At 59.9% G+C, this 14,364-nt stretch carries 13 protein-coding genes; 12 read left to right on the forward strand and 1 reads right to left on the reverse strand.

The genetic code is table 11. The features are described 5' to 3' along the window. The first annotated feature begins 41 nt into the window (after window positions 1-41). The 12 genes from ACP15L_RS16110 (at window position 42) to ACP15L_RS16165 (ending at window position 12,826) form a co-directional block, all read left to right on the forward strand. Window positions 42-290, forward strand: a complete 249-nt coding sequence (locus ACP15L_RS16110) for a DUF2484 family protein (protein ID WP_170374997.1) — start codon at window positions 42-44, stop codon at window positions 288-290. Further along, window positions 287-529 carry a DUF2484 family protein gene (locus ACP15L_RS16115; RefSeq protein ID WP_425084966.1) on the forward strand — a complete coding sequence of 81 codons (243 nt, stop codon included), beginning with the start codon at window positions 287-289 and terminating at the stop codon, window positions 527-529. Before ACP15L_RS16110 ends, ACP15L_RS16115 begins: the two co-directional genes overlap by 4 nt. Before the next feature lie 56 nt (window positions 530-585). Beyond that, on the forward strand, window positions 586-1,512 hold the full coding sequence (gene murB / locus ACP15L_RS16120; RefSeq protein ID WP_425084967.1) for a UDP-N-acetylmuramate dehydrogenase: 927 nt from the start codon (window positions 586-588) through the stop codon (window positions 1,510-1,512). 108 nt (window positions 1,513-1,620) lie between these two features. Then, window positions 1,621-2,538 carry a D-alanine--D-alanine ligase gene (locus ACP15L_RS16125; RefSeq protein WP_170460942.1) on the forward strand — a complete coding sequence of 306 codons (918 nt, stop codon included), beginning with the start codon at window positions 1,621-1,623 and terminating at the stop codon, window positions 2,536-2,538. Continuing rightward, window positions 2,526-3,533, forward strand: a complete 1,008-nt coding sequence (locus ACP15L_RS16130) for a cell division protein FtsQ/DivIB (RefSeq protein ID WP_425084968.1) — start codon at window positions 2,526-2,528, stop codon at window positions 3,531-3,533. Before ACP15L_RS16125 ends, ACP15L_RS16130 begins: the two co-directional genes overlap by 13 nt. A gap of 8 nt (window positions 3,534-3,541) precedes the next feature. Then, window positions 3,542-4,876: a cell division protein FtsA gene (gene ftsA / locus ACP15L_RS16135; protein WP_170678608.1), complete on the forward strand. Its 1,335-nt coding sequence runs from the start codon at window positions 3,542-3,544 to the stop codon at window positions 4,874-4,876. After that, entirely contained in the window at window positions 4,863-5,279 is a 417-nt protein-coding gene (locus ACP15L_RS16140; protein ID WP_425084969.1) for a hypothetical protein, read from the forward strand. The genes ftsA and ACP15L_RS16140 overlap by 14 nt, the downstream gene beginning before the upstream one ends. Before the next feature lie 349 nt (window positions 5,280-5,628). Next, window positions 5,629-7,230: a cell division protein FtsZ gene (gene ftsZ / locus ACP15L_RS16145; protein WP_425084970.1), complete on the forward strand. Its 1,602-nt coding sequence runs from the start codon at window positions 5,629-5,631 to the stop codon at window positions 7,228-7,230. A gap of 213 nt (window positions 7,231-7,443) precedes the next feature. Next, the gene (gene lpxC / locus ACP15L_RS16150; protein WP_425084971.1) at window positions 7,444-8,364 is read left to right on the forward strand and encodes a UDP-3-O-acyl-N-acetylglucosamine deacetylase; all 921 of its coding nucleotides are present in this window, start codon (window positions 7,444-7,446) and stop codon (window positions 8,362-8,364) included. Between the two features lie 126 nt (window positions 8,365-8,490). Beyond that, window positions 8,491-9,354 carry an outer membrane protein assembly factor BamD gene (locus ACP15L_RS16155; RefSeq protein ID WP_425084972.1) on the forward strand — a complete coding sequence of 288 codons (864 nt, stop codon included), beginning with the start codon at window positions 8,491-8,493 and terminating at the stop codon, window positions 9,352-9,354. A 36-nt stretch (window positions 9,355-9,390) separates the two neighbouring features. Then, on the forward strand, window positions 9,391-11,040 hold the full coding sequence (recN, locus tag ACP15L_RS16160) for a DNA repair protein RecN (protein ID WP_425084973.1): 1,650 nt from the start codon (window positions 9,391-9,393) through the stop codon (window positions 11,038-11,040). A 100-nt stretch (window positions 11,041-11,140) separates the two neighbouring features. Further along, entirely contained in the window at window positions 11,141-12,826 is a 1,686-nt protein-coding gene (locus ACP15L_RS16165) for a chloride channel protein (RefSeq protein WP_425084974.1), read from the forward strand. On the opposite strand, the gene ACP15L_RS16170 is transcribed toward ACP15L_RS16165, so the two are convergent. After that, on the reverse strand, window positions 12,823-14,190 hold the full coding sequence (locus tag ACP15L_RS16170) for a DUF3179 domain-containing protein (RefSeq protein WP_425084975.1): 1,368 nt from the start codon (window positions 14,188-14,190) through the stop codon (window positions 12,823-12,825). The genes ACP15L_RS16165 and ACP15L_RS16170 overlap by 4 nt on opposite strands. Between the last annotated feature and the right edge of the window lie 174 nt (window positions 14,191-14,364).

The raw sequence follows: 14,364 nt of genomic DNA on the forward strand, positions 1-14,364 counted from the left end.
GTGTGTGACCTATTGCCAAGACCGCGTCCCAGGAGGGGACAATGGACTATTCGACCATCTTTGCCGCCCTTTGGGCGATCAGCGCCACTATCGTGGCCTTGTTGCCGATGCGGCTGCAATTCCCTCCGGGTATTGTCCTGTTGCTCTGCGCGCCGGTGATGATCATCTGGCTGGGCTATGACCATGGATGGGTCTGGTCGGTTCTGGCCTTCGGAGGTTTCGTCTCGATGTTTCGCAACCCGATCCGCTATTACTGGCGCAAATGGGTGCGCGGAGAGGTGATGGAATGACCCTCTCTCTTGCCCTCGCGGCCCTTTGGGGCCTTGTTGCGAACCTTCTGGCGATGATCCCCAGCAATGACAACCACTGGACCCGCGCCTATATCCTGATCGCGGTCGGGATCCCTCTGCTTGGATATGTCACCTATGAGAATGGCCCATGGGTCGGGCTGATCGTGCTGGTGATGGGTATGTCGATCCTGCGCTGGCCGGTGATTTATCTGGGGCGGTGGCTGCGTCGGCGGATTTGACCGTTTCACTGCGGATACAGGTTGCCAACTCCCTCTGAATCCGCGAGTTAGCAGCTATGACTGTTCTTCCTGTAACTCGTGGCAAACTGTCCGAAAACCGAAGCCTCAGCGACCTGACATGGCTGCGTGTCGGCGGTCCAGCTGACTATTTGTTCCAACCTGCGGATATTGAAGATCTACAGGGCTTTTTGCGCGAGCTTCCCGATGACGTCGTAATCTTCCCGATGGGCGTCGGCTCGAACCTCATAGTACGCGATGGCGGATTGCGCGCCGTGGTGATCCGGCTGGGGCGGGGCTTCAACGGGATCGAAGTCGAGGGTACTAAGGTCACCGCAGGCGCGGCGGCTTTGGATGCGCATGTGGCGCGTAAAGCGGCGGATGCCGGTGTGGATCTGACCTTTTTGCGCACGATTCCGGGGTCAATCGGTGGCGCCGTTCGCATGAACGCAGGGTGTTATGGCAGCTACACGGCGGATGTTCTGAAAAAGGCCACTATCGTCACACGGCAGGGTGAAGTGATTGAGCTTGACCCCGAGGACTTGAATTTTCGCTACCGTCAATCCGATCTGCCTGACGGCGCGGTGCTGATCTCGGCAACCTTCGAAGGTCCCAAAGGTGACCCCGACGCGCTTCATGCCCGAATGACGGCGCAGTTGCAAAAGCGCGACGAGACCCAGCCCACCAAAGACCGCAGCGCCGGGTCGACCTTTCGCAATCCGGCAGGGTTCTCCTCGACCGGGAAGGCAGATGATGTGCATGACCTCAAGGCTTGGAAGGTCATCGACGATGCGGGCATGCGTGGGGCCAAGAAAGGTGGCGCGCAGATGAGCCCCAAGCACTCGAATTTCCTGATCAATACGGGCGAGGCGACCGCGGCGGACCTCGAAGGTCTGGGTGAAGAGGTGCGAAAAAAGGTTTACGAAACAAGCGGCATCACGCTAGAATGGGAAATCATGCGGGTCGGTGATCCGCTGAAAGAATAAAGCCCCAACCGTCAGACCATAACAGGCAATTAACGGCGACGGATCAAAGGCATAAACGCAGTACGGACCACCACATAAGGTCCGGGGACATTGAGGCGCACGTTGGGTATGTCGAGCAGGACAAACCCCAAAGTGGCGGTATTGATGGGTGGCCCCTCGGCGGAACGCGAGGTGTCTCTCAGCTCTGGGCGCGAATGCGCAGCCGCCCTTGTGGGAGAAGGCTTTGAAGTGGTTGAGCTGGACGCAGGTCCCGACCTCTACGCGCGCCTTTTGGATATCAAGCCGGATGTGGTTTTCAACGCGCTGCATGGCCGCTGGGGCGAGGATGGCTGCGTGCAGGGTCTGCTGGAGTGGATGCGTATTCCCTACACCCATTCAGGCGTTTTGGCCTCGGCGTTGGCGATGGACAAGCAGCGCAGCAAAGAGGTCTATCAGGCCGAAGGGCTGCCCATTGTTCCAAGCGTGATCGTGCCCAAGGTCGAGGTGGTTGAGGTTCACGTGATGGAGCCGCCTTACGTCGCCAAGCCCAACAACGAAGGGTCGAGCGTCGGCATCTACATCGTGCACGAAGGGTCGAATGGTCCTCCGCAATTGTCGGAGGATATGCCCGACCACATCATGGTCGAAAAATACGTCGCGGGTCGAGAACTGACTGTGACCGTTATGGGTGATCGCGCCCTGACCGTGACTGAGATCATGACGGATGGTGGTTGGTACGACTACGATGCCAAATACAAGCCCGGCGGCTCGTGGCATGTGCTGCCCGCTGACATCCCGCAGGATATCTTTGACCGCTGCATGGACTACGCTTTGAAAGCACATAACGCTTTGGGCTGTCGCGGCGTGACCAGGACCGACTACCGGTGGGACGACACTATGGGCGCGGATGGTTTGTTCCTGCTGGAAACCAACACGCAGCCCGGTATGACGCCAACCTCTCTGGTGCCGGAACAGGCAGAACACTGCGGGATGAGTTTCGGACAGCTCTGTGCCTGGATGGTGGAGGACGCCTCATGCGACCGCTAAGAGCCTCCCGCGCGCCAGTGATCCATCGGGCCAAACCTCTGGCCGGGCCAGATGCCGATTTCGAATCCGCCGATACCGAATCCCATGAAACGCAGCCTGTTCTGCGTTTGGGCGGGGTGAAGCTGTTCAACCGCACCGCGCGCCGGTCTGACCCGGCACCATCGCGCCTCAGTTATCGGTTCCAGCGTTGGATGCTGACACCGGGCATCCGCATGGGCGTCAAGCTGGGGCTGCCCGTCTGCGCTGTTGCGGCTGCCGTTGGTCTTTACTTCACGTCAGAGGAGCGGCGCGAGGCGCTCGATACCTATATCGCCGACATACGCACCTCGATTCAGGAGCGTCCTGAGTTCATGGTCAATCTTATGGCCATTGATGGTGCAGGTCCCGGCCTGTCGGACGATATTCGCGAAGTGGTGCCTTTGGATTTCCCGATCAGCTCTTGGGATTTGGATGTCGAACAGATGCGCGACACGATCACCGGGCTTGATCCGGTGAAATCGGCCACTGTGCGCATTCGGCCCGGTGGCATCCTGCAGGTGGACGTTGTCGAACGTCAGCCTGTCATCGTGTGGCGCACCCGAGAGTCTATCGAGCTATTGGATGAGACCGGCGTTCATGTGGACCTGATCGCATCGCGCAAGGAACACAGCGATCTGCCTTTGATCGCTGGCAAAGGCGCGGATGAACATGTTGCCGAAGCGCTTGAGATTTTCCGCACCTCACGCAGCCTTGGCACCCGTGTTCGGGGCCTGGTGCGTATTGGCGAGCGGCGCTGGGATTTGGTGCTGGACCGCGGCCAGCGCATCATGCTGCCGACGGACCGTCCGGTGCGCGCGCTCGAACGGGTGCTGGCCGTGAACGAAGTGCAGGATCTGTTGGAGCGTGACGTGGCCGTTGTGGATATGCGCCTCGGACAGCGGCCAACAATCAGAATGACCAAAGCCGCCAGCGAAGACTGGTGGAATACAAAAGTGACAGTGGGTAACGGGCAGTAACGACCATGATGACCGATCTTTATCAGTCCCAACGCGCCATGCGGCAAATGCGCAGACAAGCGATGCAGCGGGGCGTTATCGCCATTCTGGATGTGGGTAGCTCGAAAATCTCGTGCCTCGTGCTTCGGTTTGATGGCACCGGGCGGTTGAGTGAGGATAACACCATCGGCTCGATGGCCGGGCAGACCGGGTTTCGGGTCATTGGCGCGGCGACCACCCGTTCGCGCGGGGTGCAGTTCGGTGAAGTGACGGCCATGCAGGAAACCGAGCGCGCCATTCGCACCGCTCTGCAAGCCGCGCAGAAGATGGCGGATATCCGAGTCGATCATGTGATCGCTTGTTTCTCGGGTGCGAACCCACGTTCCTACGGTCTTGACGCGCAGGTCGATCTTGAAGGCCAGCTTGTGACCGAGGCCGAGGTTGGCCGTGTTCTGAACGCCTGCGACGTGCCCGACTACGGGGCAGGGCGTGAGGTTCTGCATGCCCAACCGGTGAATTTCGCCTTGGACAACCGCTCGGGCCTGATCGACCCGCGGGGGCAGATGGGGCAATCTCTGGCCGTCGACATGCATATGCTGACCGTCGACGCGATTTCGATCCAGAACATCGTCCGCTGCATCAAGCGGTGCGATCTGGAGCTCGCAGGGATTGCGAACTCGGCCTATGTGTCGGGTATCTCGGCGCTGGTCGAGGATGAGCAGGAGCTGGGCGCGGCCTGTATCGACATGGGCGGCGGTACGACCAGCGTGTCGATCTTCATGAAGAAACACATGATCTACGCTGATTGCGTGCGCATGGGTGGTGATCACGTCACGCAGGATATCTCGATGGGTCTGGGTGTGCCAACCGCCGTGGCCGAGCGGATCAAGACCTTCAATGGCGGTGTCCACGCGACCGGAGCCGACGATCGCGACCTGATCGATATCGGCGGCGATACCGGCGATTGGGAACATGATCGCCGCACCGTCAGCCGGGCCGAGCTGATCGGGATCATGCGCCCTCGGGTCGAAGAGATTCTGGAAGAGGTTCGCGTCCGTCTGGATGCCGCCGGGTTCGAGCATATGCCCAGCCAGCAGATCGTGCTGACCGGTGGAGGCAGTCAGATCATGGGGCTGGACGGCCTCGCGACCCGTATACTTGGCCAGCGCGTCCGTTTGGGCCGCCCGCTGCGCGTTCACGGCCTGCCGCAATCCGCGACTGGTCCGGGCTTTTCCTCGGCCGTTGGTCTAAGCCTGTTTGCGGCGCATCCGCAGGATGAGTGGTGGGATTTCGAGGTCCCTGTCGACACCTATGCCGCGCGGCCGTTTAAGCGCGCCGTTCGGTGGTTCCGTGACAATTGGTAGAACTCTGCGCCGCGCCTTGTGCGTGGCGCTTGCGCCCGGCCTCGCTTCGGCGCAGTCCGTCATCTCACCTGAGACGTTTCTGGATGCTGTGCTGGGCAAAACGGTGCAGTTCCACGAAATCCGCAGCGGTGATCTGGTGGGAACCGAGCAATTCCTGAACCGCAAGACCTCGGTCTGGCGGGTTGAAGGTGGGGCATGCGTCTACGGTCAGATCACAACACCGAATGGGCAGGTCTGTTTTCTCTATGATGATGATACAGACGGCATTCCTGTTTGCTGGTGGTCGTTCGAGTACGAGGGCCGTTTGATGGTCCGGCTGGCAGAGCTGGGCAATGGTGAAATCCAGGAGGTGCGCAGCATGACCAATCACAGCCTGAATTGTCCAAGTGCCCCAATCAGTTGAAAAACACCTTGCGGAGGCCTGCTTTATCCCTCAAGATATCCACAGGACCCGTCAGAGGTCTTGCGGCAGGACATTGAGCAGTTTTCCGCACTAGTTTTGGTTTGAATCTGGGGCGTGACGCGTAGGCCGTTCACTGCTCGGATGCTCTGTGTCTTGTAGTGTTCCGCGTTGTTTCCGCTATATTTGTCAAAGCCTGCGAAATGCCGCCGGTCTTTGCCTTATTTCGTCCATATTTTGTGGAATCACGTGATTTTTGACGTGACCTTTACGCACCACATCGCTAGAATCGAAGATGGATAGGTAAAGAAAAACACCGCTTTGGCGGAACAAAAATACAGGCGGACAGAGCATGACATTGAATCTTTCGATGCCCGGGCACGACGAACTGAAGCCTCGGATTACGGTATTTGGCGTTGGCGGCGCGGGCGGTAATGCAGTCAACAACATGATTGAAAAACAGCTGGACGGCGTGGATTTCGTCGTCGCGAACACCGACGCGCAGGCGCTGCAGCAAAGCCAGTCCTCGGCGCGAGTGCAGCTGGGTGTGAAGGTCACCGAAGGTCTGGGGGCAGGGGCCCGTCCGACCGTTGGGGCCGCGGCTGCCGAAGAAAGCATCGAACAGATTGTCGACCATCTAGCGGGCGCGCATATGTGCTTCATCACTGCTGGCATGGGCGGTGGCACAGGTACGGGTGCTGCTCCGATCATCGCGCAGGCCGCGCGTGAGCTGGGCGTGCTCACGGTTGGTGTCGTCACCAAGCCCTTCCAGTTTGAAGGGGCCAAGCGCATGCGTCAGGCCGAAGACGGCGTTGAGTCGCTGCAAAGGGTCGTCGACACGCTGATCATTATCCCCAATCAAAACCTGTTCCGTTTGGCCAACGAGAAGACCACCTTCACCGAGGCGTTCTCGATGGCGGACGACGTTCTGTATCAGGGCGTTAAAGGTGTGACCGATCTGATGGTCCGTCCGGGCCTGATCAACCTCGATTTCGCGGACGTGCGCGCCGTGATGGACGAGATGGGCAAGGCGATGATGGGCACAGGCGAAGCCACTGGCGAAGATCGCGCCATTCAGGCCGCCGAAAAGGCGATTGCCAACCCGCTGTTGGACGAAATCAGCCTCAAGGGCGCGAAGGGCGTGCTGATCAACATCACCGGTTCGCACGACCTGACGCTGTTCGAACTGGACGAAGCCGCCAACCGCATCCGTGAGGAAGTGGACCCCGAGGCAAACATCATCGTCGGGTCGACGCTTGATACCGCAATGGAAGGCGGCATGCGCGTTTCGGTCGTCGCAACCGGCATCGACGCCAGCGAGAAGACCTCGGAAGTTCCGGTCGCGCGCCGTTCGATGTCCGAGCCTTTGACGCGCACTGTTTCCGCTGAAGAGCCGGTCCAAGAAGAGGCACCCGCCGCAGCCGAGGCCGCGCCGGTTCAGACCGAAAACCGCGAACCGTCGTTATTCGAAGCGGCGGAAGAGCCGGCCCCAAGCCAGTTCCAGCCGCAGGTTGAGCAGGATGATGATGGTCTTCCGCCCCCGGCCTACCAACCGCGCGTGGCCGAGTTCGAGCCGCAGCCGGAACCGGTTGAAGAGACCCCCGAAACCTACGCTGCGCCACATCAGCATTCTGCTGGCACCCCCTCGCCCGAGGCGCTGCAGCGCCTTCAGGCCGCCGTTCAGAATGTCCCCTCAGCGGCGCAGCGCCTGACGGCCACTCGGCCACAGGAACCGGCCCCTCAGCCGCAGGCAGAACACGAAGAGCGCCCCCGCTTCGGGTTCAATCGTCTGATCGACCGGATGACCGGTCACGCGGCAGATACGCCCGCGCAACCGCCGCGTCATCAGCCGCAAATGCGCCAGGCTGACGCTACGGCACCTGTCCAGGACGAGGCTGATCCGGATCAGGATCGTATCGAAATTCCGGCCTTCCTGCGCCGTCAAGCGAACTAATCGCGGTAACAAAATCATCGTAAAGGGTCGCCAAAAGGCGGCCCTTTCTTCATGATTTACAGGATCTTAAATAGCCCTGAGCAGGGTTTTGCCGATCTGTCACATTCATGTTTCATTCAGTTGCAAAGAGTGAGTTGAGCCTGAGAGGCCTCTTCCTTAACTCAGTGTCCAACACAGCCCGCATAGGCTGGACACCACGCTCTGAGGCCCATTTTGCAACATACGCTCAAATCTCCGGTTACGTTTAAAGGCGTTGGACTGCATGGCGGTCAGCCTGCAATCATGGTTCTGAAACCGGCAGCTGCCGGTCACGGGATCTGGTTCAAACGGACGGATATTGAGCTGGGCAATGCGTTGATCCCTGCAGTTTACGACATGGTCGAGCGTACACCGCTTTGCACCCGTCTGGTGAATGACGCCGGTGTTTCCGTCTCGACCATTGAACATATCATGGCGGCGCTTGCCGGGTGTGGGGTCCACAACGCCCTGATCGAAATTGATGGTCCCGAAGTTCCGATCATGGACGGATCGTCGATCGACTTTGTGCGTGGCATTATGGGGAAGGGCGTTCGCCGTCAGGCCAGCCCGGTTCTGGCCTATGAAGTGCTGAAACCCGTTACGGCGTCTCGTGAAGGGGCCAGCGCCTCGATCAAGCCTGCGGACGGGCTGATCATCGACTTCCATATTGATTTCGAAGACGCGGCCATCGGAAGCCAAACGAAAACGCTGGACATGCGCAACGGGTCCTTCGTGCGCGAACTCAGCGATAGCCGCACCTTTTGCCGCCGGATCGACGTCGAAACAATGCGTGAGAACGGCTTGGCTTTGGGCGGGACGCTGGAAAACGCGGTGGTCGTTCAAGGCACCGAGATTCTTACACCGGGCGGTTTCCGCCACGCGGATGAAGCTGTGCGCCACAAGATGCTGGACGCGCTGGGTGATTTGTATCTGGCTGGTGGCCCGATTCTGGGTCACTTCACCGGCGACAAGTCGGGCCATTCCATGACCAACACGCTGTTGCGTACATTGTTCGAAACACCTGGCGCGGTTCGTCCGATCCTTTGTTCACCCGAGCAGGCCGACCGTCTGCCCGGTCAGGGCCTGCTTGCCGCCGAAATCCCTGCTGTCGCCTGATCTGATCAACTCTGACGACATTTCCGCCAGCGGGTGGATAAGGCGTTTTGCACCGGAATATTCTGTGCTAGACCAAGGCTCGATCCGGTTAGGATCCTGTAAGTAAGACGACTAAGGATGAGCGGTATGGTTGGCAGCAAAGCGGCAGTCAGATTCGCAAGTGCGATTCTTCTGGCAGCAGTTTTGAGCGCCTGCGGCGGCGCAGGGGGCCTGTTCAGTAGCAAAGGCGCGGATCGGGATCAGAACCTTGAAGGGTTTACACCGGAACAGATTTATACGCGTGGTGAATATGAGCTGTCGCAGAATCGCTCGGACGACGCGGCGTGGTATTTCTCCGAAGTTGAGCGTCTGTATCCCTATTCCGATTGGGCTAAACGCGCGCTGATCATGCAGGCGTTTTCGTTCCACACCGACAAGAATTACGAAGAAAGCCGTGCTGCGGCTCAGCGGTATATCGACTTCTACCCAACCGACGAGGATGCGGCCTACGCGCAGTATCTTCTGGCGCTCAGTTATTATGACCAGATCGACGAAGTCGGCCGCGATCAGGGCCTGACCTTTCAGGCCCTGCAAGCGCTGCGCACCGTGATCGAGGTTTACCCGGACAGCGAATACACCACTTCTGCCGTGCTGAAATTCGATCTGGCCTTCGACCATCTGGCCGGCAAGGAAATGGAGATCGGGCGCTACTACCTGCGTCAGGATCACTACGTCGCGGCCATCAACCGGTTCCGCGTCGTGGTCGAGGACTTCCAGACCACCTCTCACACCGCCGAAGCGCTTTATCGCCTGATCGAGGCGTACCTGTCGCTCGGCCTGTTTGATGAGGCTCAGACAGCCGGTGCGATCCTAGGGTATAACTACCAGTCCTCGGAATGGTATGATGACGGGTACAAGCTGCTGACCTCGCGTGGGTTGGATCTGAAGAGCCGTGGCAACAACTGGCTCAGCACGATCTATCGCCAGACGATTAAAGGTGAGTGGTTGTAATCGCCATGTCATCAGGCTTGGGACGTTAAAGACCCGATGCTGCGCGCCCTCGATATTCGCGACATGCTGATTATTGACCGGCTGGAATTGAGTTTTCAGCCGGGCTTGAACGCGTTGACCGGTGAAACTGGCGCGGGCAAGTCGATCCTTCTGGACTCACTGGGCTTTGTTCTAGGCTGGCGTGGACGGGCCGAGCTGGTTCGCCAAGGCGCTGCACAGGGCGAGGTTGTCGCCGAGTTCGAACTGCCTGAAGGCCACCCCGCCCATGCTGTTCTGTCTGAGGCCGGTTTGCCAGGTGGCGAAGAACTGATTCTGCGCCGGGTTAACACGGCAGAGGGCCGAAAAACCGCTTGGGTCAATGATCGCCGCTGTTCAGGTGAAGTCCTCCGCGCTTTGTCGGAAACGTTGATCGAATTGCATGGGCAGCATGATGACCGGGGTCTGCTGAATCCTCGTGGGCATCGTGTGCTACTGGATGACTACGCTCAGGTCTCGGAACTATTGGCCAAGGTCCGTCAGGCGTGGTCCGAGATGTCGCGCAGCCGCAAAGCACTGGCCGAGACAGAAGCCGCTTTGGCCGCCATGCGGGCCGAGGAGGAATTCCTGCGCCATTCCGTGGCCGAGTTGGACAAGCTCGATCCGCAACCCGGCGAGGACGCAGACCTCGATGCCCGCCGCCGCATGATGCAGGGGGCAGAGCGTATCCGCGACGACGTTGCTCGCGCATTTGATCTGCTGGGTGGCGACGGGGCCGAAGGCGCGATGTCGGATGCGACACGCTGGCTCGAAGGTGTGTCGGACTCGGCAGGTGGCCAGTTGGAGGAGCCGATTGCAGCGCTTGGCCGGGCCATGATTGAATTGGGCGAGGCGCAGGATGGTGTGAACGCCTGCCTTCAGGCGCTGGACTTTAACCCTGCCGAACTAGAAGCCGCCGAGGAACGTTTGTTCGCCATCCGCGCACTGGCCCGCAAACATGATGTGGCCCCAGATGAATTGGGCGCATTTGCTGATACGCTGCGTGATCGCTTGGGTAAGCTGGATGCGGGTGATGCCGATCTGGCAGATCAGTGTGCCGCGGTTGAGGCGGCACAGGCGACGTATGACTTGGCTGCGGCGGACCTTAGCGCTGCGCGTGCAGCGGCGGCTGGACAATTGGATCAGGCCGTCATGGCCGAGCTGGCACCGCTGAAAATGGAACGCGCGGTGTTTCGGACAGAAGTTACCACGTCCGATCCTGGACCCGAGGGCACCGACGCGGTGGCCTTTACGGTCGCCACCAATCCCGGCGCACCGTCGGGGCCGCTGAATAAGATCGCCTCGGGCGGGGAGCTCAGCCGCTTTCTACTGGCGTTGAAAGTTTGCCTGTCCGGCGACGACAGCGCCCGGACCATGATCTTTGACGAGATCGACCGGGGTGTGGGCGGTGCGACGGCTGATGCGGTGGGCCGCAGGCTGGCGTCTCTGGCACAAGGCGGGCAGGTTCTGGTCGTCACGCATTCCCCTCAGGTCGCCGCGCGCGCAGCCCATCACTGGCGTGTGCAGAAGCAGGTCACCGATGGCCAAACGCTTTCGACCGTTGTGCCGCTGGCCGCAATAGATCGCGTCGACGAAATTGCACGCATGGTCTCGGGCGATACGATCACAGAAGAGGCACGCGCCGCTGCGCGCGCTTTGTTGGAGGCTTAATGCGTCTTTGGCGCAATCTGCTGGCCTGACCGTCGCTATCTTACTTTTCTCAGACCTCGCCGTGGCTTACTAAGGGTTAAGTTATGATCCCCGAGAGCCAATGACCCAATCAACCCGCACCGTTCTGCGCAACCAGCTCAATCAGGCTCTGGCCGCGATCAAGGATGCGTTGCGGGTGATGCGTCGCCGGGGGCCAAGCCAAATCCAGTTCTGGTTTATCGCTCTGGCGATCGGGATTGCGGCGGGGTTCATGGCGCTAGGGTTCCGCAAGGCGATCCGCGGCTTGCAGGCCTATATCTACGATACCGAGGATATCCTGCTGTTGCACAGTCATGCCGAGAAGCTGCCTTGGTTCATTGTGCTGATCATTCCGATCATCGGCGGTGTGATCGTGGGCCTGATCCTCACGCGTTTTACTGATGATGGCCGTGTCCGTTCGGTCGCGGATGTGATCGAAGGGGCGGCGGTCAGCGATGGACGGGTTGAGACCAAAGCTGGCATCGCCTCGTTCTTTGCCTCTCTGATTACGCTCAGCACCGGCGGCTCCACAGGGCGGGAAGGGCCTGTGGTGCATATGGCCGGGGTCATCTCGACCTGGGTCAGCGACCGCATCCATGCAGACGGAATCACCGGGCGCGACCTGCTTGGATGCGCAGTGGCTGCTGCAGTCTCGGCCAGCTTTAACGCCCCTATAGCAGGCGCGCTGTTCGCGCTTGAGGTCGTTTTGCGCCACTTCGCCGTCCACGCCTTTGCACCCATCGTCATTGCCTCGGTCGCAGGGACGGTGATCAACCGGCTGGAATATGGCGACGTTACCGAGTTCACGTTGGATACGCCCGGCTCGCTGCAATTCTACGTCGAACTGCCTGCCTTCCTGATCCTCGGGCTGATCTGCGGGTTGGTGTCCTTGCTTCTGATGCGTTCGATCTTTTTCGCCGAGGATTTTGGCAATCATGTTCAAGCGCGACTTTCCCTGCCCGGATGGCTGCGCCCGGCGGTTTCGGGTGCAATGCTGGGCCTTCTGGCGATCTGGTTCCCGCACATTATTGGCGTCGGGTATGAAACGACGATCCGTGCCCTGACCGGCGATCTGGTGCTGACCACAGCGATCCTGTTTGCAGTCCTCAAGACAGTGGCCGTCGCGATCACGATGGGCGGGCGCATGGGCGGAGGCGTATTTTCGCCTTCGCTGATGATTGGAGCGCTGACTGGGCTGGCCTTTGGGCTGATCGCCACCGGATTGCTTCCGGATGTGTCGGGTACCCATACCCTTTACGCTTTTGCCGGTATGGGGGCCGTGGCCGCTGCGGTTCTGGGCGCGCCGATCTCGACCACTTTGATCGTGTTCGAGCTGACCGGAGACTGGCAGATCGGTCTGGCGGTGATGGTATCTGTCTCGATGTCCACCGCCTTGGCCTCGCGCCTTGTGGACCGGTCGTTCTTCCTTACCCAGCTGGAACGTCGCAATGTGCATCTGGCAGCGGGACCACAGGCCTATCTGTTGGCGATGCTGCGTGCTGGAGCGGTAATGCGACCGATTGGCGATGCGCGCTCGATCACCAAGGATGAGGCGCGGGCGCTGATCGAAAAAGGCCTCTGCGTCAAAGCAAGCGCGACACTCGAGGCGGCGATGCCCTATTTTGACCGCGATGATATTCCTTGTATCCCCGTGATCGTCATGGACGAAAACGGGACAGAGACGCCGGTTGGCGCGCTCTATCACATCGACGTTCTAAAGGCCTATAACCGGGCGCTGGCTGCGACAGCGGCCGAGGAACATTCCTAGCCGTTATACACGCTCGCCGCGTCGCCCAGGTAGTTGTCCCACGCGAACCAATAAGAGATATGCCCGGCCACGCGCGGCAATTGTGTGCCATCCGGTCCGATCAGCATCTCTTCAGACAAGGTCCATTTGCGACCGCTCTCATCGACCAGACCTCCGCCTGATGCTTTGAACCGGTGGCCCGCACGCTCGTAGGCGCGCACTGTCCGGCGGTCTGAGTTGCCGATCAGAACCAAAGGTCGATCCGCGATTGCATCGTTAATCACACGAGTTCTGTCGAAAGCGTCCAGCGGCCAGGCCCGCGCGGCGCCGAACTGGCGGATGGTGAAAATGTAGTCTTTCTGGCGATGCTCGGACTGATCCACCAAAGCTGGGAACATCAACTCGGGCGAGGCGAAATACTCGCGATACACCACGCCCGAGCCATAGTTGCGACGATGCCCGGTGCTGAGCGACAAGACGCGCGTGTCCGGGTGCGAGGACTTCCAGTTGTCCCAAGTCGTGATCACCACGGGGCGCTGCTTCAGCTCGATCCCGCTGTCCACCAGGGGGCCCACGACGGGTTTGCCCGTATACTGGTTCCACAGCGAATGCGTCTCGCGGTCGAACATCAGCTTGTTCGAGCGATACAGGAACCCCGAGGAGCCGAAGACAAACGGTTTGCGCCGCCCCGGCACCTGCGTCTCAAACAAGATGCCCGACCCGCAGAGGGTGCAATAGGCCAGCGCCACCGGCACGCCGCCGATCACCTCGTTGAACATCTCGTGCCAGCCCATGATCCGCAGCGGGTAAGCGCGCACGTCGCCGTTGATCGAGACCCCAAAGACCAGATCATCGTCTTTCAGATAGTCGGCGTCCGAGGCCGAGATCAGCGTCGGATTGTCCAGCGAAGGGATGCCATCCTTGCGCACGCCACCCCAGGTGATCTCCTCCAGCCGGATCTTCATCCGCTGGCGCTGCAGGTATTCGGGACGCAGGAACAGGTCGAAATTGTCGTCGATCTGCAGCAGGACCTCGCGCTTGAACGGGATCAATGAAGGGTGTGGGACGATCTGAGGATTCTGCTCTTGCCAGAGCATCCAGTCGAACCAGTCGGTGCCGAGTTGCTCGCCGGTCAGAGTCTCCATCACCTCAACGATATCATCGCGCCGCCGGTCGGTGAAGCGCATGGCGGTCAACAGGGCAGGGACCACATCCGGGTTCCCACGCTGTACCAGAAAGGCCATCTTGGCCTCGAAATCCGTACGACCGCCGCGCAACGTGCTGTGCAGTGCGTCCAGCACAGGGTCTTCCTGCGCCCAGCTTGTGGCAGGCGCCAGCGCGCTGGCTCCGACCATTCCAACAAATTGGCGACGAGAAACAGGCATGGCACCCTCCGATCCTTTTTCGCGCTTAGTATGAGGGCAAATGCACCGCCTTGCATGAAACAGCTGCGTGATTGGCGCGTGATCACCCGCGATCGTTGATTTGAGGGGCGAGGTCTGAAAAACAGAGATGGTATTTTTCAAAGCAGATTTCCCATGACCAATGGGACGCTGGGT

This window comes from Ruegeria profundi (assembly GCF_049800715.1).
GTDB classification, from domain to species: Bacteria; Pseudomonadota; Alphaproteobacteria; order Rhodobacterales; family Rhodobacteraceae; genus Ruegeria; species Ruegeria profundi_A.